General features: G+C 69.6%; 22 protein-coding genes and 1 tRNA gene. 16 read left to right on the top strand and 7 right to left on the bottom strand.

Features of this window, described 5'->3' with window-relative positions; translation table 11 throughout:
• Positions 1-19: 19 nt before the first annotated feature.
• Together EPD83_RS05230 and EPD83_RS05235 are read right to left on the bottom strand one after the other, a co-directional pair.
• Positions 20-1,324, bottom strand: coding sequence for a D-alanyl-D-alanine carboxypeptidase/D-alanyl-D-alanine-endopeptidase (locus EPD83_RS05230; RefSeq protein WP_128365570.1), 1,305 nt, complete (start codon positions 1,322-1,324; stop codon positions 20-22).
• 448 nt (positions 1,325-1,772) lie between these two features.
• Positions 1,773-2,240 carry a hypothetical protein gene (locus tag EPD83_RS05235; protein ID WP_128365569.1) on the bottom strand — a complete coding sequence of 156 codons (468 nt, stop codon included), beginning with the start codon at positions 2,238-2,240 and terminating at the stop codon, positions 1,773-1,775.
• Positions 2,241-2,727: 487 nt separating this feature from the next.
• On the opposite strand from EPD83_RS05235, the gene queD reads away from it, so the two are divergent.
• From queD to EPD83_RS05265, 6 genes are all read left to right on the top strand, one after another.
• A complete protein-coding gene (gene queD, locus EPD83_RS05240; protein ID WP_164896131.1) occupies positions 2,728-3,072 on the top strand; it encodes a 6-carboxytetrahydropterin synthase QueD in 345 nt (114 codons plus the stop codon).
• Positions 3,069-3,785: a 7-carboxy-7-deazaguanine synthase QueE gene (locus tag EPD83_RS05245; protein WP_128365567.1), complete on the top strand. Its 717-nt coding sequence runs from the start codon at positions 3,069-3,071 to the stop codon at positions 3,783-3,785. Before queD ends, EPD83_RS05245 begins: the two co-directional genes overlap by 4 nt.
• 65 nt (positions 3,786-3,850) lie before the next feature.
• On the top strand, positions 3,851-4,408 hold the full coding sequence (locus tag EPD83_RS21035; RefSeq protein WP_407676014.1) for a 7-cyano-7-deazaguanine synthase: 558 nt from the start codon (positions 3,851-3,853) through the stop codon (positions 4,406-4,408).
• 433 nt (positions 4,409-4,841) lie between these two features.
• Positions 4,842-5,432, top strand: coding sequence for a hypothetical protein (locus tag EPD83_RS05255; protein ID WP_128365565.1), 591 nt, complete (start codon positions 4,842-4,844; stop codon positions 5,430-5,432).
• A gap of 2 nt (positions 5,433-5,434) precedes the next feature.
• Positions 5,435-6,364, top strand: coding sequence for a CBASS oligonucleotide cyclase (locus EPD83_RS05260; protein WP_128365564.1), 930 nt, complete (start codon positions 5,435-5,437; stop codon positions 6,362-6,364).
• A 618-nt stretch (positions 6,365-6,982) separates the two neighbouring features.
• Positions 6,983-7,684 (top strand): hypothetical protein, encoded by a 702-nt coding sequence (locus EPD83_RS05265; RefSeq protein ID WP_128365563.1) that lies wholly within the window; start codon positions 6,983-6,985, stop codon positions 7,682-7,684.
• A gap of 133 nt (positions 7,685-7,817) precedes the next feature.
• Here the strand turns inward: EPD83_RS05265 and EPD83_RS05270 are convergent, their stop codons facing one another.
• On the bottom strand, positions 7,818-8,342 hold the full coding sequence (locus tag EPD83_RS05270) for a GNAT family N-acetyltransferase (RefSeq protein ID WP_128365562.1): 525 nt from the start codon (positions 8,340-8,342) through the stop codon (positions 7,818-7,820).
• Positions 8,342-9,124: a GntR family transcriptional regulator gene (locus EPD83_RS05275; protein ID WP_128365561.1), complete on the bottom strand. Its 783-nt coding sequence runs from the start codon at positions 9,122-9,124 to the stop codon at positions 8,342-8,344. The genes EPD83_RS05270 and EPD83_RS05275 overlap by 1 nt, the downstream gene beginning before the upstream one ends.
• A gap of 107 nt (positions 9,125-9,231) precedes the next feature.
• Between EPD83_RS05275 and EPD83_RS05280 the strand changes: the two genes are divergently transcribed.
• The 7 genes from EPD83_RS05280 to EPD83_RS05310 all read left to right on the top strand — a co-directional run bounded on the left by EPD83_RS05280 (position 9,232) and on the right by EPD83_RS05310 (position 14,708).
• Positions 9,232-9,642 (top strand): plasmid replication, integration and excision activator, encoded by a 411-nt coding sequence (locus EPD83_RS05280; RefSeq protein ID WP_128365560.1) that lies wholly within the window; start codon positions 9,232-9,234, stop codon positions 9,640-9,642.
• Positions 9,639-9,899 (top strand): hypothetical protein, encoded by a 261-nt coding sequence (locus EPD83_RS05285; protein ID WP_128365559.1) that lies wholly within the window; start codon positions 9,639-9,641, stop codon positions 9,897-9,899. Before EPD83_RS05280 ends, EPD83_RS05285 begins: the two co-directional genes overlap by 4 nt.
• Before the next feature lie 708 nt (positions 9,900-10,607).
• Positions 10,608-11,441, top strand: coding sequence for a hypothetical protein (locus EPD83_RS20325; protein WP_205859422.1), 834 nt, complete (start codon positions 10,608-10,610; stop codon positions 11,439-11,441).
• Positions 11,438-11,815: a WhiB family transcriptional regulator gene (locus tag EPD83_RS05295; RefSeq protein ID WP_128365558.1), complete on the top strand. Its 378-nt coding sequence runs from the start codon at positions 11,438-11,440 to the stop codon at positions 11,813-11,815. The genes EPD83_RS20325 and EPD83_RS05295 overlap by 4 nt, the downstream gene beginning before the upstream one ends.
• A gap of 147 nt (positions 11,816-11,962) precedes the next feature.
• On the top strand, positions 11,963-13,384 hold the full coding sequence (locus tag EPD83_RS05300) for a replication initiator (protein WP_128365557.1): 1,422 nt from the start codon (positions 11,963-11,965) through the stop codon (positions 13,382-13,384).
• 5 nt (positions 13,385-13,389) lie between these two features.
• Entirely contained in the window at positions 13,390-13,605 is a 216-nt protein-coding gene (locus EPD83_RS05305) for an excisionase family DNA-binding protein (RefSeq protein WP_235950354.1), read from the top strand.
• Positions 13,605-14,708: a tyrosine-type recombinase/integrase gene (locus tag EPD83_RS05310; protein WP_128365556.1), complete on the top strand. Its 1,104-nt coding sequence runs from the start codon at positions 13,605-13,607 to the stop codon at positions 14,706-14,708. The genes EPD83_RS05305 and EPD83_RS05310 overlap by 1 nt, the downstream gene beginning before the upstream one ends.
• A 91-nt stretch (positions 14,709-14,799) precedes the next feature.
• Here the strand turns inward: EPD83_RS05310 and EPD83_RS05315 are convergent.
• Positions 14,800-14,873: transfer RNA gene (locus tag EPD83_RS05315), tRNA-Gly, on the bottom strand.
• A 188-nt stretch (positions 14,874-15,061) separates the two neighbouring features.
• Here EPD83_RS05315 and cutA point away from each other — a divergent pair.
• Together cutA and EPD83_RS05325 are read left to right on the top strand one after the other, a co-directional pair.
• On the top strand, positions 15,062-15,433 hold the full coding sequence (cutA, locus tag EPD83_RS05320) for a divalent-cation tolerance protein CutA (RefSeq protein ID WP_128365555.1): 372 nt from the start codon (positions 15,062-15,064) through the stop codon (positions 15,431-15,433).
• Positions 15,434-15,449: 16 nt separating this feature from the next.
• A complete protein-coding gene (locus EPD83_RS05325; RefSeq protein ID WP_128365554.1) occupies positions 15,450-16,199 on the top strand; it encodes an alpha/beta hydrolase in 750 nt (249 codons plus the stop codon).
• Between the two features lie 61 nt (positions 16,200-16,260).
• On the opposite strand, the gene EPD83_RS05330 is transcribed toward EPD83_RS05325, so the two are convergent.
• Positions 16,261-18,066 carry a chloride channel protein gene (locus EPD83_RS05330; RefSeq protein WP_165566302.1) on the bottom strand — a complete coding sequence of 602 codons (1,806 nt, stop codon included), beginning with the start codon at positions 18,064-18,066 and terminating at the stop codon, positions 16,261-16,263.
• Between the two features lie 27 nt (positions 18,067-18,093).
• Between EPD83_RS05330 and EPD83_RS05335 the strand changes: the two genes are divergently transcribed.
• Entirely contained in the window at positions 18,094-18,609 is a 516-nt protein-coding gene (locus EPD83_RS05335) for a MarR family winged helix-turn-helix transcriptional regulator (RefSeq protein ID WP_128367948.1), read from the top strand.
• A gap of 529 nt (positions 18,610-19,138) precedes the next feature.
• On the opposite strand, the gene EPD83_RS05340 is transcribed toward EPD83_RS05335, so the two are convergent.
• Positions 19,139-20,470, bottom strand: coding sequence for an MFS transporter (locus EPD83_RS05340; RefSeq protein WP_164896653.1), 1,332 nt, complete (start codon positions 20,468-20,470; stop codon positions 19,139-19,141).
• Between the last annotated feature and the right edge of the window lie 83 nt (positions 20,471-20,553).

Raw genomic sequence — 20,553 nt, forward strand, 5'->3', positions numbered from 1 at the left:
CCGCCGCGGCGGGCGGACGTCAGTAGCAGCCGTTGACCGTGGCGGCGAGCATGTCCATGTCGTTGCGCAGCGTCGTGTCCGTGGCGCGGCCGTTGACGATGAACGAGAAGATCTTCCTCCGGCCGTCCGTGCCGACGGTGTACCCCGACAGGGCCGTGGCGTCCGCGAGGGTGCCCGTCTTCGCCCAGACCTTGCCCACGGCGCAGTCGGAGGCGCTGCTCGTGAACCGGTACTCCAGGGTGCCGGTGCGCCCGGCGGTCGGCAGGACGTTCGTGGACCGGATCGTCGCGACCTTGGGGTTGGAGCCGGTCACCGCGGTGCGTAGCAGGGCCGCGACCTGGCCGCTGGACAGCCGGTCGGCGCGGGAGAGGCCCGAGCCGTCGTAGAGCACCCCGAGCCCGAGGCCCTGGGCGGCCGCGCCCTCGCTCTGGGTGGCCTTGGCGCCGGTCCAGCGGGTGCCGTTGCGCAGCTGGTAGGACGTGCGGCGCAGGAGGATCTCGGCGACGTCGTTGTCGCTGGTCAGCAGCATCCGGCGGACCATGCCGGCCACGGTGACGCTGTTGACCCGCGCGAGGACGCGCCGGGTGTTGGCGACGTCCTGGCGGCCGGCGTACTGGGCGTCGGACACCCCAAGGGCGCGGAGGCTGGCGGCGAAGTACCGGCCGGCGTCGGTGCTCGTGTTCATGAGGTCGCGGTTGTCGCGCACGATCGCGCGCACCGGCGTGACGTCCTCGGGGACGTAGCTGGACTTCCAGCCGTACGCGAGGCTCGGGGAGGGGAAGAAGTAGTCGTCGACGTAGACCCGGGGGTGCTTGTAGCCCTGGGCATCGATCCAGTCCTTCGTCGCGCGGGCCAGGCCGCGGATCTTGGCGCTGCTGAGCAGCGGGTCGCCGGCCCCGACGAGGACGACCTGGTTGGCGCGGGCGCCGCGACGGACGTACGTCGTGAAGCGGCGGTCCGGGCCGAAGGTGTTCAGCGCGGTGGCGGCGGTGAAGAGCTTGGTGTTGGACGCCGGCATGAGTGTCGTCGTGCGGCGGGTGCTCCAGACGATGCGGCCGGTTCCGGCGTCCATGACGGTGCCGGAGAACGCCGTGCCGAAGCGCGACGTCGTCGCGCGGGACGTGAGCTTGGAGGCGATGCGGCTGTCGGCGGCGGTGGCCGCGGCCAGCGTGGTGGGGCTGCTCGGGGCGGTGGGGGCGTCCGCAGGGGGCGCCGCGCCCGTCGTGGGGGCCGCGGCGGCTGCGGGCATCGCGACGAGGGTCGCGAGGGCGGCGGCGACGGCGAGTCGGGGGGCGTGCCGGGTGGTCTGGCGGGCGATGCGCATGCGGGGGTCCTCGGGCCGGATGGATGCGAGCCGCGCCCCTGCGCTTGCGGCGCCAGGAGGCTAACCCGTCGGCCGGGTCCGTGTCCGCAGGACGCGCCAGATCGTGGTCGACCGGATGCTGCGCCGCTGGTACGGAGCCGGTGACGAGAATCGAACTCGCGTGTCCAGCTTGGGAAGCGAGCGGACGGGTCATCGCGGGCTGCGTTCACGCACGGCTGCAGCGGCTTTGGTGGTGCCTGTTTGGTGTCTTCTTGGGGGTGATTGGGCACGATTGGGCACGCGGGCAGGGAGAGCCACCGATCCGTAGCGGAGCAGGGGAGCCGGCCGGAGTGGTCGGGTCAAGGGTGGCCGTAGGTCATCGCGCAGCGACGCGGAGCGCCCTTGATGCGGCCCGGAGGCTGGCGGAGAGTGGAGCGCAGGGTCGGCGGGCCTGGAAACGTCAGAGCGGTCACCGGTACGGCTCGTACTGGCGGGTGTCGGCCCATCGCGGCCACAGCGGTAGTGGGAGGCAGCCGGCCGGGGTGACAGATCCGGTCTCTCTGCTGGGGGTGCCATCGGGCAAGGTGATGGTGACTCGGGAACGTCCCCTCGCCGTGGTTTCGGTCACGCGGCCGGCAGCGATGGAATGGACGGCCTGCTCGATGAACGATGCGTGGTCGCTGGTGCGGGACAGCTCCCACCGTCCGCCCGGGCCGCGTCCGGATTCGAGCTGCAGGTCACCAGCGTGGAAGGCGATCCAGACCGCACCAAGGGCGCGATCGTTCGCTGGGGTGAGAGTCCAGGTTTTGCCGATAGCCGACTCAGACCGTTGGACGCGGACGGCATTGCCGAACTGAGCTTCGAGGTCGGTTGCCAGGTCTTCGAGACGCTGCTCGATAGCGTCGAGGTCCGCATCCGCGAACGGGTTGTCAGGCACGAAGCAACAGTAGGTGTCGTGCACAGCTCGCACCGTTGTTCTGCTTGCGTGGGGTGCGACGGGGGTGCGCGGAGGGCGCGAAGCGCCCGGAGCGCGGGGGTCCCTGTCGCGGGGCCCCGCGCCTGCGCGCCGGAGGCGCGCCTTGAGCCAGTAGAGAAAGTCCTCCCGCCGTATGAGCCGAGGCGCGATCGTCCATCGGGCGATTGCACGATTGGTCTTGCAGTATCAAACGCCAGTAGCGCCACTTAGCGTCGACGCAGTCGGCACCGGGACCCGCCTCTGCCGAGCTCACTGTATGAGCGGTTCCGAGCCTGAGGAGGGAGCCACGGAACCGGGGGCGGGGCCCAGCTGCGGAGGTGGCCCGCGTGAGGCAAGTGGTTGAGACGGACCGCATCGCCTGCCCGGAGCACCGTGACGTCGTCAAGACGCGCGGCACCTTTGCGGGCCAACTCGGAGAGGCGGTCATATGGGCCGATACCTTCGACTCGTGCGCCTCTCCGTTGTTCGACGCTACTCGTTCGAAGCCGCCCACGTGTTGAGTTGGCACGCCGGGAAGTGCAGCCGCATGCACGGGCACTCCTACCACCTTGAGGTGGAAGTCGCCGGGGAACCAAACGAGAACGGCGTCGTGATGGACTTCGCCGACGTGGACGAGGTCGTCGATCCAGTGCTCTCGGAACTGGATCACCACCTTCTCAACGACCTCATCGACAACCCCACGGCGGAGATGACGTCACTGCACATCGCACGTGAGTTGAGCAGTAGGGGGCTGCCTTGGTGTCGGCTGAGGTTGTGGGAGACGGACTCAGGCTCCGTCCTGCTTGAGCGATGACGGCAAGCGACGTCGAGAGCGTGGACCAGCTCCTAATCAGTGAGGTCTTCGGACCTACCCTTCAGGGTGAAGGACCGAGCGCAGGGCAAACTGCCAGCTTCGTGCGCCTGGGTGGGTGCAACCTCGCCTGCTCGTGGTGCGACACGCCCTACTCATGGGACGCCTCTCGATACGACCTTGACCGCGAGCTGCGCTACAGCCCGGTCGAGGACGTGGTAGATCGCGTCCTCGACATGCGCACCGCGCTCACTGTCATCAGCGGCGGAGAGCCGGCCCTTCAACGGGCCGCGCTACTTTCACTGGCGCAGACGCTGCGGGGCCGCGAACGCCGCGTCGAGATCGAGACGAACGGGACGGTCCCGCTAGGCCCGCTGGGAAATGAACTCGACTTGGTCGTCGTAAGCCCCAAACTGCGGAACAGTGGCATCCCACTGCGCAATCGGCGGCGGCCAGAGGTCCTCCGAGAGCTAGCCGCCTTGAAGCACTCAGTCTTCAAATTCGTCGTGACCTCTCGTGGCGACCTTGCTGAGGTGGAGACCGCACAAAGAGACTTGGCCTTGCGCCCGAGCCAAGTGTGGGTGATGCCCGAGGGAACGGACACGGAGTTACTGACAGCGCGTCTGCGCGAGTTGGCGGGCCCAGTGGCAGATCGCGGCTGGTCCCTCAGCCACAGGCTCCAGATTGTTCTTTGGGGCGGCGCGAGAGGCCGCTGATAGCGCTCGTCAGGCGCCAACACATCCTGTAGGGCCCCTCGGCATGCCAAGGTGTGCGCATGGCGATGACGTATGCCGGATCCTGCGCGGTGTTGTTGAGTGGCGGGATCGACAGTGCGGTCGTCGCGCATGCCCTAAGGAGTCAGGGGTGGGACATCGCTGCCCTGTTTGTCGATTATGGCCAGCCAGCGCGCGAAGCGGAACGCACCGCGAGTACCAGGGTGGCTGCCCACTATGACCTTCCCTGGCAGGAGGTCGGGCTCACGGGTATGTCAGTTCCACAGAGCGGAGAGATACCGGGCAGAAACGACATGCTCATCGCCCTCGCGCGGGCGACACTGCCCGGACGATCCATTGCGGTCGGGATCCACGGAGGAACTGAGTACGCCGATTGCTCTCCAGCTTGGACTACCGCTTGGCAACAATTGATAGACGCTCAAAGTGGGGGAGTTGCCCGGATCTTGGCCCCGCTTCTGCATAGGAGAAAGGACGAGATCATTTCACACGCCCGCTATTCACAAGTGCCCATCCACTTGACCCACAGCTGCGAGCGCGCGAACGACCCATGCGGCCAGTGTCTTTCATGTCAAGACTGGGAGCGTGCCCGTGTTGGCGCGAAGTAGAAGACTAGACATCTCGCCGGATGGCGTTGCTGGTCCCATGCTAGTGCCAAGTCTATCGAGCAAGGGATTCCCTATAGATGAGGATGGTCGCTCGGAGACCGCGCCGGTGCTTGAACTCGCTCATCCCGACATGAATGAGTCTGTTCTAGTATCAGCGTACGACCTTCATCACGGCTACGTCGGCCGAAGCGATTGGCTGCGCGACTCGGCAAGGTACTCCGAATCCCCGTTGGGTACACCTAGTGTTGTGGTAGTCGACAGTGGTGGATATGAACTTAGCGCGGATTTCGAAAGTGGAGAATCTTCGCGCGGGACAAGGTATCCAAAGGAGTTTACGTTTGCACAGTACTCTGCGCTGATCGATTCACTTCCGCACGATGCAAGTCTGTTGGTGGTCTCATATGATCGCCCTGCGACAAGTCGCCCAAGTTACGTGGAGCAGCGGGAAGCTGCGCAGGACTTCTTTGGTGGCCGGCCGCACTTGCGTACTGATTTCCTAGTAAAGCCTGAGGGCGAGTTGCGGTACATCGAGACCACGGCTCTTGTGCCCGACATCAAGAATTGGAGAACCTTCGATGTCATCGGCGTGACTGAAAAGGACCTTGGCGGTACGGTCTTTGATCGGCTCGTCTGTCTCGCCCGGCTGCGCGCGGCGATGGATGCCGGCGGGTGTGAAGCTGTCCCAATCCATGTATTCGGGGGACTGGACCCAGTGTTCACATTGCTGTACTTCATGTGCGGAGCTGAGATATTTGACGGCCTCAGTTGGTTAAAGTACGCCTACCATGACGACGTGGCTATGCATCCCGATGCGGCCCGGATCCTGAACTTCCAGATCGACCACCGTCCGGACCGCGCTGATCAGTTGCGGCATTTCGCCAATCTTGCCTACTTGGCGAGGATGAAACGCCGCATGCAAATCTGGGCTTCAGACGCAGCAAGGTTCGAGGAACTTGGCCCGCATCATGTGGTGCTACGAGGAATATATGATCTCGTCATGGCAGAGCGAGAGAAGGGCGTTTAGCGATGGGCGGTAGCGGAGGCGGTCGAGGCGAGAGTTACATTCGGCCGGAGGATGACCTCGCCACGGTTCGAGCAGAGATACACCAACAACTACAGGAGCAAGAGGCCCAAGCTGAGGTCAACGCCCTGCTTTCGGAACTACTGGCGGGGGTCAATAGCCGGGACTCAGAACTTACTCGCCAGCGCCTTAAGGCGCTTCAGGATGCCCTCGCGGACTTTGCCATTGACGTAGATAGACTGCTCTTCGGAGGCAGCGTGGCGAAGCACACGTATGTAGACGGACTTAGCGACGTAGATGCCCTGGTTGTAGTTAACGACCCCTCGGCTAGGCCATCAGACCTTGTGCAACGCTTCGAGGAAGCACTGATACGGCGACTATCCATTGGCGACATTTCGAGCATCACGCGCGGAAATCTCGCGGTGACGATCACGTACCGCGACGGGGCGCAGGTCCAGCTCTTGCCGGCTGTCGAGCGAGATGGTCACACCTCGGTTCCCTCGTGGAGCGGCCAAGAGTGGAGGCGCATACGCCCCCACAAGTTTGCTGAAAAGCTCACTGAGGTGAATGCGTCGAATGGGGGCGCGGTGGTGCCGACAATCAAGCTTGCCAAGGCGCTGATTCAGAATGCAGTCCCAAGTGATTCTCGCCTTGGTGGGTACCACGTTGAGGCCATCGCCGTGAGTGCGTTCGGCAGTTACACGGGGCGGCGCGACAGGGACTCCATGCTTAAGCACCTTATCGGTGCGTGCGCCGAAGCTGTCCTCCGACCGACAGGGGATATCACCGGACAGTCGGTTCATATCGATGATCATTTGGGCGATGCTCGTAGTCCAGCGCGTCGCAAGGTAAGTGCCGCCTTTGCCCGACTCAAAGGTCAGCTTGAGAGCGCGCGTTCCGCCGCCCATTACCGTGAACTATTCGGGGTTGTGTAAGTGACGGCGGATGAGGCGAAGGCGGAGTTCGACAGGCAGCGACGGCTGGTGGACCAAATGGCCACAATGCAGTCAAAGTTGCGCGATTGGAACAATGTCGTGGCGTACATGAGCACTAGTCTCATCCTGATTGCTTCCACGGTTGGGGTGGCATTCGCGTTTGCGTCCACATCTGTGCGTGTGACCCTTTGGGGAGTTTCAGCGGAGCGGACTACGTGGCTGGGGTGGCTTGCCGTGTCGACGGCATGCTTAACAACCATCGACCTGCTCATAGATCGTCGCTCTGCAGCCCGGAGCCGCGAGGATGCCGTAACTCTGTTGTCTGAATTGAAGAGTGAGTATCGGGCCGCTCTCCCTCCAGGTGAAGAAGTCGCAGAATCGACAAGAATATCGGCTAAGTACACAGCCATAATGTCTCAAGTCCCTCCAATTCCCGAGCGGCTATTCAACCCGTTGAAAGCGCAACATCTCCGAAAGGTTGAGATCAGCCGCATCCTCTCCGCGCGCCCGGGCATATCGGTGCGTCGGGCGCGATATTTCTTGTGGAAGCGGCATCGATAGGCAGACACGCTCAACTCGGTGCTTCAGTTTCCGCGGCAACCATGGGATGCTCAGCGCGTGAGCGAGGGTCTGATGGGCACCGATCACCTTGTGCGAGCTTACTTGGCGGCTAAGCGTGAAGTCGTTGATGGGGGCTTCTGTGATGAGATTGCTTGGCAGCTACGGACAGGGCAAGCGCAGATAACGCCGCAGGGGTTCTTCCGCGAGGCGGCATGGGTCGTGCTGAATGCCGGTATGCGAGAAGCGGTCGTGCGCCAACGTTTCCCTAAGTTGAGCGTCGCGCTTCACGAGTTCGTCCCTAATGCGGTGGTCGGGGACCTCTCTGCGTCCAGAGCGGCTGCCCTGGAACTGTTTCGACACGAACGCAAGATTGACGCGATTCTAGGTATCGCTGAGATTGCCAGCCGCTTGGACGAGGATTCACTTGAGCGCTTACTGCTTGATCCGGAGCCGTTCCTTTGCGGGCTTCCCTATGTTGGCCCGGTGACTTGGCGACATCTGGCCAAAAATCTCGGGGTGCAGGTTGCAAAGGCCGACCGACACCTCGTTCGGATTGCGGAATCGATGAGAAGGTCGTCGGTAGACGCAATGTGCAATGAGATCTCCGAGTGGTTGGGAGAGCCGGTCCCAGTAGTTGACGTAGTGCTATGGCGTTGGTCGGTAATGCATGGTGTTTGTGGTGTCGGATGCCTCGCCCCCGAGGGGCTGTGCCATCGGGCGAAGAGTCGCCGTTGCGAGCGAATGCTTGCTACCGCCTAACCGTGCTCGCTCTACCGGGGGTAGCCGGCTATCCGCCGGGCCGCGGCTTTTCGCGTGGCGGATGTGTGGGCACCTCTAATGGCGAAGTGTCGACGTGGTGAAAGGATGGCCAATTTGCCCGCGACGTTCGACGTCAGTGTGCGCAGATTTCTCTCGGTCGTGGTGCGGCAAGTGCTAGCGCACCCTCCACATTATTTGCGCCGTACTGATGGGTGATTTCGCCTATGGTGCGCCAGCCAAGGCGTTCGTAGAGTCTAAACGCGGCCCTGTCTTTGACCATTACGTCTAGTACGAGTTGACGCTGTATCTCCGCAGAGGCACACATGGCAGTGTTGACCAGCTGCTCAGCGAGGCCTTGACCGCGTGCAGCAGGCGCGACAAATAGTCGCCCGAGGACGGCCATAGGTTCTGGGCCTGACTGTTCGGTGAGAAGTCGCGCGGCGTCATCGCCCGGTCCGGGCTCGGTGAGCGCGACATGGCCGACGGGTGCTCCACCAAGTTCGGCGGTCCAGACTCCGATGGCGTTCGGTAGGTCCAGCCATGCCAGTGGGTCGTCGACGCCCTCGACGGGGTAGCCGTCGACAGCGTGGACCTCGACCAGCACCTTGGCGAGAGCTGGCAAGTCGTTGTCCGTCCGGGGCCGAATCATCGCCGCCATCAGTCGTCCACCTTCATCGTGTAGTCGAGCCCGGAGTGGTCAGCTCTCATCTTGAACTCCGTGAGCTCGAACGGTCGGCGCTGTGCGTCCAGGCCGGTGTGCGTGACAACGAGGAGCGGAACCCCGCTCGGCATTCGGAGGTCGCGCGCCTCGTCTCGGGTGGGCATGCGGGCGGTGACCTCCTCGCGCGTGTAGGTGATGGCGTAGCCCTGGTCTTCGAACCGCGCGTAGAGGTCTCCGGCCCCGAGGCTGTCACCGCTGGCGAGCTCCGTCGCCTTGGCGATTTCCCACGGGATGTAGGTGGTGCCGATCTGGACGGGCTCACCATCGACGAAGTACCAGTTCACGCGTTCGACGACGCTCCTGGTTCGTGGCGAGACGTCCAGGCGCTCAGCGACGTGCGCTGGGGGTTGAACGCGACCGATGCGGTCGAGGGTGGCGTTCGGCGTGAGGGCCTGGGCGATGACCTCGGCGTGGAAAGGGGAGAGGCCGGTCTCCTCGCGCACCTTGCGGGAGTAGCGGTGCTGCCCGAATCGCATGAGGCGCGGCCGGGCGCGGACGAATGCTCCGCGTCCGTGTTCGGCCGTCACCAAGCCTTCGTCAGTCAGTAGGCGGACGGCCTCGCGTGCCGTGTTGCGTGCGATGCCGTGCTCCTCCGCCATGACGCGCTCCGAGGGCAGGCGGTCACCGGGGGCCAGCTCTCCTCGGCTGATCTGGTCGCGCAGTTGCTGCGCAAGTTGGCGGCTCGCCGGCTCGCGAGCGGCTGTCGAGTCATCTCCCACATGGCGAGCGTAGCAACTGGCGCAAGCCACCTCTTGACAGCACTGGCTCAAGCCACTCCAATAGATCTACTGGCTTGAGCCAGTACTTCCGGAGTGAGGAGCGAGTCATGGCGATGCAGCGACGAATGAAGGTGGCGCACCACGATGTGTTCCCGGCCGGTGCCTTCTTGAAGGGGGCGGTGGAGTCGGTGGGCGACTTCAACGCTTCCCCGCGGGAGGACGGGTCACGTCCCCAGCAGGTGGACAAGGACACGGGCCTGCCCTTGTGGCAGGTGACGGTGCTGGACGCGGACGAGGAGGCCTCGCGGAAGGAGACGGCGCTGTCGGTGAAGTTCGCGGCGAAGCAGCAGCCGGTGCCTCCGGAGAACAAGTCGGGCATGCCCTGGACGCCGGTCGAGTTCGTCGGGCTGACGGCCCTGGCGTGGATCGACGACTCCGGGCCCCGTCCCCGTCTCGCATGGTCATTCCGGGCGGAGGGGATGGTCGCGCCCGGCTCGCCCTTGAAGGCCGCGTCGTGACCTCCGTGGACCTCGACGCGCTGGCCCGCTCGTTCGGGGTCGGTACGGACGAGGCGTTGGCGGAGGAGTTGCTGGGGGTCTACGCGAAGACCGAGGACGCGGCCGAGCACATCCTCAGGCTGGGTCACGCGGGCGAGGACGTGCCGGGCTTCGCCGAGGCGATGGCGAGCGTCGCCGGGTGGTTGGACGTCGCCGCCTCGTGCGTGGACCGGGCCCTGGCGGCGTGTGAGGCGCACGAGCGGGGCGAGTCGGGATGAGCGCCGTTGGCCGCTTGGGCTGGTTCGGCCGGTGGCTGTGGCTCTGGCTGACCGGGCATCGCCGGATCGTTGCGATCTGGCTCGTGCTCGCGACTGTGGCCTCGTGGGTGCGCGGGGAGTCGCTGATGGCGTGGGTCGCGACGGGGCTCGCAGTGCCGTTGGCGCTTGCTGGGTGGGCCTGGTGCCTCCCGGCCGGGTACGAGCGGGTCGTGGCGGGGCCGTCGCGGCGTCGGCGGTGGCGGCGGCACGTACGACGGAACTGGACGGGTCTGGCGGAGGCGTGCGGCTGGACCCGCCTCCTGAGAGACCGCTCGGTGGTCGGCTCCCGGCAGCGGTCGGCACAGGCGGTCCCACGGCTGCGGTCGGTCCGCGCGGAAGGCTCGACGGTGACCCTCGTCGTCCGGGCACGGGCTGGTCAGACCCTGGACCAGCTCGAAGCGGGCGTGCCGGGTTTGGCGGCGACGCTGGACGCCCTGTCATGGCGGTGCACCGCCTACCGGGGCTCGACCTCGACCCTCCGCGTCGAGCTGGTCATGCACGACGCGCTCCGGGGGCCACGGGACGGGACAGTCCCGCTCGCCCGGACGTCTGCCGAGCCGGGCCACCTCCTGCCGCTCGGACGCCGGGACGTCGGTGGCACCTGGGGGCTGACCGTCGCCGGGCGGCACACACTCGTCGCCGGCTGCTCGGGCTTCCGGGAAGGGCTCGGTGCTGTGGGGCCTGGTCGCCGGGCTCGCGCCGCTGGTGCCGTCCGACACGATCCGGCTGTGGGGGATCGACCTCAAGCACGGCGTCGAGCTGCGGATGGGCCGCGCCCTGTTCGCCACGGTGGCCGACACCGGCCCCGATGCCCTCGCGGTCCTGGCCGCCCTGCTCGACGTCGCGGAGAGGCGCGGGCAGGCGATGGCCGGTCAGGTCCGCGCCCACACCCCGCGACCGGGCGACCCGCTCCACGTCCTGGTCATCGACGAGCTGGCCGACCTGGTCGCGTACGCCGACCGGGAGACGCGCATGGAGGCGGCGCGCCTGCTGGCCCGGCTGTTGACCAAGGGCCGTGCGCTCGGGGTGGTGGTGGCCGCGTTCGTGCAGGACCCGCGCAAGGACGTCGTGACGATGCGGAACCTGTTCACCCAGCGGGTCGCCCTCCGGCTGCTGTCGGACCAGGAGAGCGCGATGGTCCTCGGGGACGGCGCGGCCCGGACTGCTCCGGCACACCGGATCTCTCCGACCGCGCCGGGTACGGCCTGGGTGGTCGACGACGAGGGCAACAGCGACCGGGTCCGCGCCGACTACTGGCCCGACCCGGCCATCCGCGAGCTGGCCACTCGCTACCCCTGCCGGAGCCAGATCGTGCCGTCCCCGCCCGACCCGCAGGGCACGGACTCCATCGACGAGAGCGCCGAGGACGGGCCGCGACTGCGGTCTGTGCCGTCCGGCCTGCCCGAGAGGGCGCCCCGCGCTCGGCGTCCCCGCTCGCCGCGGGCCCCGCGAGCCCGTGCCGCTGCCGGTGCGACGTCGGCCGAGGGGAGGCGGTCGGGATGAGCCACCGGTACGGCCCGGACCGAGTCGCGCTGCACCCCCATGGAATCCGCCTGCCGTACGTCAACGCCAGCGCCGCCGTCCTTGATGAACTCGACGGCATCCGCTGGCGCGAACGCGGCTCCTGCTCGGGCACCCCGCACGTCGGCTGGTTCGAGGACACGCGTGCCCCCGCGGCTCAGCGCGCCCGCTCCATCTGCGCGGGATGCCCGGTCCGGCGCAAGTGCCTGGCCGCCGCGCTGCTGTACGGCGAGGAGTACGGCATCTGGGGTGGGCTCGATCCCGACGAGCGCCTTCCGCTCGACGACGTCCTCCGCGACGGCGCGCCGCTGGGCAGGGTCGTCGACGCCGCACTCCACACCGACCGGGTCGCCTGACCCGAGGCCGCCATGCCTACCGCCGCGCTCCCTACCACCGAACCCCCGGCACGGTTCGGCGGGTTCGGTGAGGACGCCCCGCTCGACGTGGCCGCCCTGCGCGGTGCGAACGGTGCAGGGTTGTTGGGCCGGTTTGCGGACGGTTCGATGGACGCATTCGCCGACACCATGGCCGCGGTGCACAACTGCGCCCGCCCGGTGCGGCTGGCGGGGTCCTCGGCGACGGTCGATGCCCGGACCGGGGAAGTTCTCTCGACGTTTCGCTCGGCCGACGCGCCGCTGGGGGTCCTGTACCGGCCGTGCGGCAACCGCCGCGCCCACATCTGCCCGGCCTGCTCACGCACCTACGCCCGCGACACCTTCGCGCTCATCAGCGCGGGAGTCGCCGGTGGCAAAAGGGTGCCGGAGCAGGTGGCGGACAACCCGCTCCTGTTCGCGACGTTCACCGCCCCTTCATTCGGGCTGGTGCACGGTCACCGCGGCGGAAAGCCGTGTCGCCCGCGTCGTCGGGACGACCGCACCCGCTGCCCCCACGGACGCCCGCAGTGGTGCACCGCCGTCCACGAGCCCGGCGATGCCCGCTCGGGTGCTCCGTTGTGCCCGGAGTGCTACGACACCGCGTCGGCGGTCATGTGGCAGTGGCACGCGCCCGAGCTGTGGCGGCGCACGACCATCGCGCTCCGCCGCGCGGTCGCCGGTCACCTCGAGGTGATGGAGTCCGCCTTGGGGGAGCGCGCGTCGATCCAGTACGCCAAGGTCGCGGAGTACCAAGACCGCGGCCTGGTCCACTTCCACGCCCTGATCCGCCTCGACGGACCCGGCGGCGCCGGTATCGGTGCACCGGCACCCGCGGCTCTCGACGGCCCGACTCTCGCGGCTCTGGTGCGGGAGGCCGCTCCGGGTGTGACCGTCCTGGCCGAAGCCATCGACGACGAGGACAGCCCGCGCGTCCTGGCCTGGGGTGTGCAGATCGACGTTCGTGTGGTCACCCCCGCCCACCGGAGCGACGACCCGACCGCGGCTCTCACACCGGGACAGGTCGCCGGCTACCTCGCGAAGTACGCCACCAAGGACGTCTCCGGTCTGCACGGCGAGGGACAGCATCGGCCGCACGTCGCCGCCTTCCGGGCCGCCTGTGAGCACCTTGCCGACCGTGCTGCACGGCACCACGGCGAGGAGCACGACTACCAGCGGATGGGCAAGTGGGTCCACATGCTCGGCTTCCGCGGCCACTTCGGCACCAAGTCACGCCGCTACTCCGTGACTCTGGGCGCGCTCCGCCGTGCCCGGGCCCGGTGGCAGGCGATGGCCGCGGAGTCGCGCCGCACAGGGGAGCCGATCGACACCCGCGACCTCGAGCGTCGTCTCCTGGCCGACGACGAGGACGAGACCACCGTCGTCGTCGGCTCGTGGACCTACTTGGGCACCGGGTGGCGCGACGCCGCCGAGGAAGCCCTCGCCCTAGCGGCTGCGGCTCGGGCCCGGGAGTACGACCAGTGGCGAGCGGATCGACGGGACGGACACGACAAGGGGACAGGGATCAGCGGAGCAACGACGAGCACGAGGTGATGGCGATGGAAGAGACGACGGAGATGCAGCGGCTGTTGACGGTGCACGAGGTGGCGGAGGTGCTGGGCACGGCGGACGGGTTCGTCCGGCAGCTCGTGGCGGCGCGGCGCATCCGGTTCCTGCGGGTGGGCAAGCACCTGCGGTTCCCGGCGTCGGCGGTGCCGGAGTACCTGGCTGCGGTGACGGTGGAGCCGCTGCCGTCACGCGGGCGGAGTGCGTGATGGGCAAGCGGGTGCGCGGGTCGATCCGCCGGCTGCCGTCCGGGCGCTGGCAGGTCCGGTACACGGGTCTGGACGGCCTGCGCCGAACGTTGGAGCAGACGCACCGGACGAAGGCCGAGGCCGAGGCGGCGTACGCGATCGTCGCGGCGGATATGGCGACCGGCCGGTGGGTCGACCCGTCGCTGGCGGGGGTGACGTTCGGGACGTACGCCGCTCGATGGGTGGCGGAGCGGGCGACGATCACGGGCCGGACCCGCGAGCTGTACGGGACGCTACTCCGGCTGCACCTCGCGCCCTTCCTGGGCGAGGTTCAGCTGCGGTACCTGTCACCCGCGCTGGTGCGGCGGTGGCGGCAGGGACGTCAGGATGCGGGGGTTGGGGCGTCGACCATCGCGAAGGCGTACCGGCTGCTGCGCTCGATCATGGCGACGGCGGTGGATGACGAGGTGATTTTGCGGAACCCGTGCCGGATCAAGGGTGCGGGGAGCGAGGTGGCCTCGGAGCGGCCGATCCTCACCCCGGCCGAGGTCGCGCGGCTGGCCGAGGTGATCGAGCCGCGCTACCGGCTCGTGGTGCTGTTGGCGGTGTACGGCTCGCTCCGGTGGGGTGAGCTGATGGGCTTGCAGCGGAACGACCTCGACCTGGACCTGATGACCCTGACGGTGCGGCGCTCGGTCTCGGAGGTCGGGGGCCGGCTGGTGGTCAAGGGGCCGAAGTCGCGGGCGGGGCTGCGGACCATCGCGCTTCCGCTCGGTCTGCGTGAGGACATCGAGCAGCACCTCGACGCGTTCGCCGAGAAGGGGCCGGAGGGCCGGCTGTTCGTGGGCCACCGCGGCAACACCCTGCACCGATCGAACTGGTCCACGGTGTGGGTCGCGGCCCGGTCGGCGGCCGACCTCGATCCGCGCGTGCATCTCCACGACCTGCGCCACACGGGCAACCACTTCGCGGCAGCTTCGGGGGCGAGCACGCGCGAGCTGATGCACCGGATGGGACACGCGAGCATGCGTGCGGCGCTCATCTACCAGCATGCGACGGCGGAGCGGGATGCTCGGATCGCGGTGACCTTGAACCAGGTCCTGAGTGGGGGTGCCGGGCGGTGATTGGGCACGCGTTGGGCACGCGAGGCACCTGCGCCGTGGTGCCGGTGAGGGGGCGGGTCCGCCTCGTGCGGCTTGACCTGGGGTGATGGGGTGGAGCCGGTGACGAGAATCGAACTCGCGTGTCCAGCTTGGGAAGCTGGCGCTCTACCATTGAGCTACACCGGCGAGCCGGGTCGAGACCTCCGCAGGTCCTCCCCGGCGCACGGAAGTCTAGCCCACCGTCGCCGATCGTCCTGACCTCCCCCGGTCTGTCGGTCGGTCGCTGCGGACGCGGGTGGGATCCTGCCCGGGGACGTCGGTCGTCGTCCACATTCGCGAGAGGCGCGCTGGGTTGCGTGGCTAGCGTGGCGGGCATGAGCGGTCGGGACGCGGAGCACGAGGACGGCGACGCGCTCGTCGAGGTGCACGTGACGACGCCCGACCGGGAGTCGGCGCTGCGGATCGCCCGCGTCCTCGTCGGCGAGGGGCTGGCGGCGTGTGCGCAGGTCGTGCCCGGGGTGACCTCGGTGTACGTGTGGGACGGCGCGGTGCAGGAGGACGACGAGCACCTGCTGCTCGTGAAGTCCACGGCCGCGCGGTTCGGGGCCATCCGGGAGCGGGTCGGCGCCGAACATCCCTACGACACGCCCGAAGTCCTGGCAGTCCCTGTGACGGACTCCGACACCCGGTACGCATCGTGGGTGCGGGACACCGTTCGCCCGGAGGACACCGCCGGCCCGCTCTGACACGACGAGGACACCGATGGACCACCGGCTCACCGATGCCCGGCCCTCCGCCGACGCGGCATCCGACGACACCCCGAGCAGCGACGACGACCCCGAGACGGCAGGGGCCCTCGAGGCCGCCCTCCTCTCCGCCGACGGCGGGGGCGGCGCGCAGCTGCGCGGTCACGTCCCGGCGCACCCCGAGGGGGTCGTCCTCGTCCTGCACGGGGGCACCGAGCGCAGCCGCGTCCCCGTCTCCTGGTGGCGCCTCGCGGTGGTGCGCATGCTCCCGTTCGCCACGGAGCTGCACCAGCGCGCCGGCGAGCAGCTGGCCGTCCTGCGGCTGAAGAACCGCGTACGCGGCTGGAACGGCTCGCGCCAGGACCCCGTCCAGGACGCGCGCTGGGCCATCGAGCGGATCCGGCGCGTCTTCCCCGGCGTCCCGATCGCGCTCGTCGGGCACTCGATGGGCGGCCGGGTCGCCCTCCAGCTCGCCGACGAGCCGGGCGTCGCCGCCGTCGCCTGCCTCGCGCCCTGGGTCGTCGCCGAGACGCGCCGGCCGCGGCACGACATCCCGCTCCTGTTCATGCACGGCACCCGCGACCGGATGACCGACCCCCGGCGCACCGCGATCCTCGCCCGTCGCTGGGACGAGTCCGGCGCCGACGTCCGCCTCGTCGAGGTGCCGGACGAGGCCCACGCCATGCTCCGCAAGCCGGCGCTGTGGCACCGCACGGTGGCCGAGTTCGTCAGCGGCGCCCTGCTCGGGCGGCCCCGGACCGGCTGAGCGGCCCGGCCGGGCGACCCGATGTGGGGCGACCCGGGTGCGCTCGCCGACCGGCGTCCCGTCAGGTGTTCGGCGGCGTCCGCATGACCGCGAGCGCGTCGCGGTAGGTGACCCACCCGACCGGCTGGTCGCCGGCCTCGTCGAGCACCGGCATGCCGCCGACGCCGCTCTGGTTGAGCGCGTCGAGCACGGTGTCGAGGGTGTCGGTGACGCGGACCCGCTCGGGCAGCTCGGTGATGATGTCGGCGGGGACGACGTCGTGCCGGCCGTCGGCGAGGGCCTCGGACACCGCCCGGGCCGTGACGATGCCGTGGTAGCGACCGTCGGCCCCGGCCAGCGGCAGGACGCCGTAGCTGACGCCGGCCAGCCGGCTCGCGACGTCGCGCAGGGGTGTACCGCCCTCGACGGGCGTCGGCAGCGGCCGCATGACCTCGCGCACCGGTGTCCGGGAGGCGACCGACGGTGGCGTCTCCTCGAGGTCGACGCCGCGGCGGCGCAGCTTGAGGGTGTAGATCGAGTCGCCGGACAGGGCGTGGCTGACGAGCGTCGCGATGACGATGGCGGTCATGAGCGGCAGGATGATCGAGTACTCGCTGGTGAGCTCGAACATGATGATGACGGCGGTGATCGGGGCCCGGGCGGCGCCGGCGAAGACGGCGCCCATGCCGATGAGGCCGTAGGCCCCGACCGGCCCGGCGACGCCCGGCAGCAGGACGTGCGCGACGGCGCCGAAGGCGGCTCCGAGCATCGCGCCGATGAAGAGGCTGGGAGCGAAGACGCCGCCCGAGCCGCCGATGCCGATGGTCAGCGACGTCGCCACGATCTTGCCGACGAGCAGGACGAGGAGGAAGGCGATCGCGTACCGGCCGTCGATGGCGTCGCCGAGCACCGGGTAGCCGACGCCGTACATCTGCGGCAGGACGAGCAGCAGCAGCCCGAGCAGGATCCCGCCGACGGCCGGCCGGGCCCACTCGGGGCCGCGCCAGACCGCGTCGCAGAGGTCCTCGATCCGGTAGAGCGCCTGGGTGAAGAACACCCCGAGCCCGCCGGCGACGACCCCGAGCAGCGCGAAGAGCAGGTACTCGCTGGGATGCTCGACGGTGAACGGCGGGAGGGCGAGGAACGGCTCGTCGCCGAGGACGCCGCGTCCGATGGCCGACGCCGTGACCGCCGACAGGACGACGAGGCCGAAGGACTGCGCCGTGAAGTCGGCGAGGATCAGCTCCATCGCGAAGAAGACGCCGGCCAGGGGCGCGTTGAACGTCGCCGCGATCCCGCCGGCGGCGCCGCACGCGACGAGCACGCGCATCCGGGGCTCGCTGACCCGCACGACCCGGCCGATGGTCGAGCCCAGGGCCGAGCCGATCTGGACGATGGGTCCCTCCCGGCCGACCGACCCGCCGCCGCCGATGCAGAGGGCCGAGGCGAGGGCCTTGACGCCGGCCACCTGCGGCTTGATGCGGCCGCCCGTGCGGGCCACGGCGTACATGACCTCGGGGACGCCGTGGCCGCGGGCCTCCCGCGCGAACCGGTGGACGAGCGGCCCGTAGACGAGCCCGGCGACGACGGGCGCGAGGACGACGAACCAGCGCCCCAGCCACGGCAGGTGCGGGTTGGCGGCGCCCGGCACGGCGGCGTAGTCGGGGTGGCCGGACAGGGCGAGCGTGAAGACCTGGATCAGCCAGCGGAAGGCGACCGCCGCCGCGGCCGTCCCCGCGCCGACCACCAGCGCCAGGAAGAGCAGCCCGCCGCGGGAGCCGCGCAGGCGTGCGGCGCGGACGGCCAGCTCGCGGCGCCAGCGCCCGGGGGACGGTGCGCGGCGTTGCTCGCTGTCGTCGGTGGGGGAGGTGGCGGCAGCGGAGGACATATGTTGCAGTATGCAATAGTTGCACTCATGAGGGAAAATCGAGCCGATGCCGGCGCCGCCCCCGACGGCGGCGAGGAGGACGAGCTCGACGCGATCGTGGCCTCGGTGCTCGTCGCGTCGCGGGCGCTCGTCGGCGTCTCGGCCCGGTCGCTCGCCGACGTCGAGGACACGGTGACGCTCACCCAGTTCCGCACCCTCGTCGTGCTGCGCTCGCACGGCGCGACGCGGCTGGGGCCGCTGTCGGAGCGGCTGGGCGTGGGGGCGTCCAGCGCGCTGCGGACCGTCGACCGGCTGCTGGCCGGGGGGCTCGTGACCCGCGACGAGGACGCCGCCGACCGGCGGGCCGTCGTCATCGCCCTCACCGCCAAGGGGCGCCGGCTCGTCGACGAGGTGACCGAGCGCCGGCGGGAGGCCATCGCCGGCATCGTCGGGCGGATGCCCGTGACCCGGCGGCGCGGGCTCGTGGCGGCCCTCACCGCGTTCGCCGAGGCCGCGGACGAGCCCGTGCCCGCTCCGGCGGAGGGCGCCGCCGACAGCTGGTGATCAGGGCTCGCTCCTTGGCGGGTAGTGCGCGCGGAACGGGGCCTCGACCGGGGAGGCTTGGGTTCGCGCGAGGAGCCGGGGGGTGCGCCAGGAAGGCCTGGGTTCGCAGGACAAGCCGGGGGTTCGCAAGAGCAACCGGGGGTTCGACGTGTCGGTCAACCCTGGCGAACCCCGACTTCCCCGCCGGGGGCGGGAAAGTCGGGACGGGAGGGGCGGGGGCCGCGGATCGCGTGAGGAACCGGGGGTTCGCAAGAAAAGCCGGGGGTTCGACGTGCCGGTCAACCCTGGCGAACCCCGACTTTCCCGCCGGGGGCGGGAAAGTCGGACGAGAGGGAGAGGGGGCCGCGGATCGCATGAGGAGGCGGGGGTTCGCAAGAGGAACCGGGGGTTCGACGTGCCGGTCAACCCTGGCGAACCCCGACTTTCCCGCCGGGGGCGGGAAAGTCGGGGCGGGTGGGGGGCCGAGAGGGGAGGCGCGCCGGGGGCGGGAAAGCCGGGACGGGAGGGCGGGAGGGGAGAGGGGGGTGGGTCAGGCGGGTTCGGGGACGCGGTCGGCGCGTCGGGTGCGCAGCTCGGGGGAGAGGACGGCGAGGCCGAGCAGCGGCAGGACGGCGAGGGCGGCGAGGCTGCCCGGGACGCCGACGACGTCGCCCAGCCCGGCGACGGCCGCCGAGCCCACGCTGCCGCCGACGAGGAAGAGCAGCGTGGCGACGCCGAGGGCCACCCCGCGCACGTCGGCGTCGACGGCGTCGCTGACGGCCGCGCTGAGCGTCGGCTGCCCGAGGGCGAAGGCGACGGCCACCGCCAGCAGCGCGGCGACGACGAGCGGCACGTTGACCAGGGCGCAGCCGAGCGCGGCCAGCGCCAGCGACACGGCGGCCAGCACCCCGGCGGCCGCCAGGGTGCGCGGCGGGCCGATGCGGTCGAGCAGGCCTCCGCTGATCCGCGGCAGGAACGGCGCGAGGACGGTGCTGGGCACGAGGAGCAGGCCGACCTGCCACGACGGCCAGCCCTCGCGGCCGAGGACGACGGGCACGGCGATGAGCTGGCCGAACCACGCGGCGGGCACGGCGGCCGCCGCCAGCGCCCCGCGGACGACCGTGCCGTTGCGGACGACCGACACCGGCAGGAACCCGTCGGGACGACGCCGCACCCAGGCGCCGACCGTCGGCACACCGAGGACGAGCAGCAGCCCGCCGGTCACGGCGATGGCGAGCCCGGTGGTCGGCGACTGCACGAGCAGGACCAGCCCGCCCGCGGTCGCGGCGACGAGGACGGCGCCGAGGACGTCGAGCCGGTCGCCGGTGCCCTCGCGGGTCAGCGAGGACCAGATGGCGGGCAGGACGAGCAGCCCGAGGATGGGCAGGGCCATGACCGCGCGCCACCCCAGCCAGTTGTCGACGAGCCCGCCGAGCAGCGGCCCGGCGCAGACGATGGCCGTCGCCATGGCCGCCAGCCGGCCGAGCGCGAAGCCCCGCTCGGAGCCCTGGTAGCGCTGGTTGAGCACGGTGACGCCGAGCGTGGGGACGGCGGCGGCGCCGGCACCCTGCGCCATCCGCGCGACGACCTCGACCGTGAAGGTCGGCGCCAGCGCGGAGACCAGCGACCCGGTGGCCATGAGGGTGAGCCCGACGACGAGCGGGGTGCGCACTCCGACGAGGTCGGCGACCCGGCCGTAGACCGCGGTCGTCACGGCGAGCATGAGGACGTAGAGGCTGATCGTCCACGCGGCGACGCCGACCCCGACGCCGAGGTCGTCGGCGAGGTCGTGCAGGACGATCGACGCCGAGGACGACCCCATGCCGGCCAGCCCGAAGAGGGTGCCGAGGAGCAGGGGGACCCGGCGGGCGTCTGTCGTCACGAGTCCGGTCAACCCGCGGGGCACACCGGGCATTCCGCATCGCCACGCGGCACGGCAACCTTCGACGTCCGGGTCACGGTTCG

Source organism: Phycicoccus flavus (assembly GCF_004025965.2).
Lineage (GTDB): Bacteria > Actinomycetota > Actinomycetes > Actinomycetales > Dermatophilaceae > Phycicoccus > Phycicoccus flavus.

Bases quoted from the DNA above. Each gene is read 5' to 3' on its own strand.
- EPD83_RS05230 (WP_128365570.1), bottom strand. From the start codon at position 1,324: ATGCGCATCGCCCGCCAGACCACCCGGCACGCCCCCCGACTCGCCGTC.
- EPD83_RS05245 (WP_128365567.1), top strand. From the start codon at position 3,069: ATGACGGCAAGCGACGTCGAGAGCGTGGACCAGCTCCTAATCAGTGAG.
- EPD83_RS21035 (WP_407676014.1), top strand. From the start codon at position 3,851: ATGACGTATGCCGGATCCTGCGCGGTGTTGTTGAGTGGCGGGATCGAC.
- EPD83_RS05260 (WP_128365564.1), top strand. From the start codon at position 5,435: ATGGGCGGTAGCGGAGGCGGTCGAGGCGAGAGTTACATTCGGCCGGAG.
- EPD83_RS05270 (WP_128365562.1), bottom strand. From the start codon at position 8,342: ATGGCGGCGATGATTCGGCCCCGGACGGACAACGACTTGCCAGCTCTC.
- EPD83_RS05280 (WP_128365560.1), top strand. From the start codon at position 9,232: ATGGCGATGCAGCGACGAATGAAGGTGGCGCACCACGATGTGTTCCCG.
- EPD83_RS05295 (WP_128365558.1), top strand. From the start codon at position 11,438: ATGAGCCACCGGTACGGCCCGGACCGAGTCGCGCTGCACCCCCATGGA.
- EPD83_RS05300 (WP_128365557.1), top strand. From the start codon at position 11,963: ATGGACGCATTCGCCGACACCATGGCCGCGGTGCACAACTGCGCCCGC.
- EPD83_RS05305 (WP_235950354.1), top strand. From the start codon at position 13,390: ATGGAAGAGACGACGGAGATGCAGCGGCTGTTGACGGTGCACGAGGTG.
- EPD83_RS05310 (WP_128365556.1), top strand. From the start codon at position 13,605: ATGGGCAAGCGGGTGCGCGGGTCGATCCGCCGGCTGCCGTCCGGGCGC.
- cutA (WP_128365555.1), top strand. From the start codon at position 15,062: ATGAGCGGTCGGGACGCGGAGCACGAGGACGGCGACGCGCTCGTCGAG.
- EPD83_RS05325 (WP_128365554.1), top strand. From the start codon at position 15,450: ATGGACCACCGGCTCACCGATGCCCGGCCCTCCGCCGACGCGGCATCC.
- EPD83_RS05330 (WP_165566302.1), bottom strand. From the start codon at position 18,066: ATGTCCTCCGCTGCCGCCACCTCCCCCACCGACGACAGCGAGCAACGC.
- EPD83_RS05335 (WP_128367948.1), top strand. From the start codon at position 18,094: ATGAGGGAAAATCGAGCCGATGCCGGCGCCGCCCCCGACGGCGGCGAG.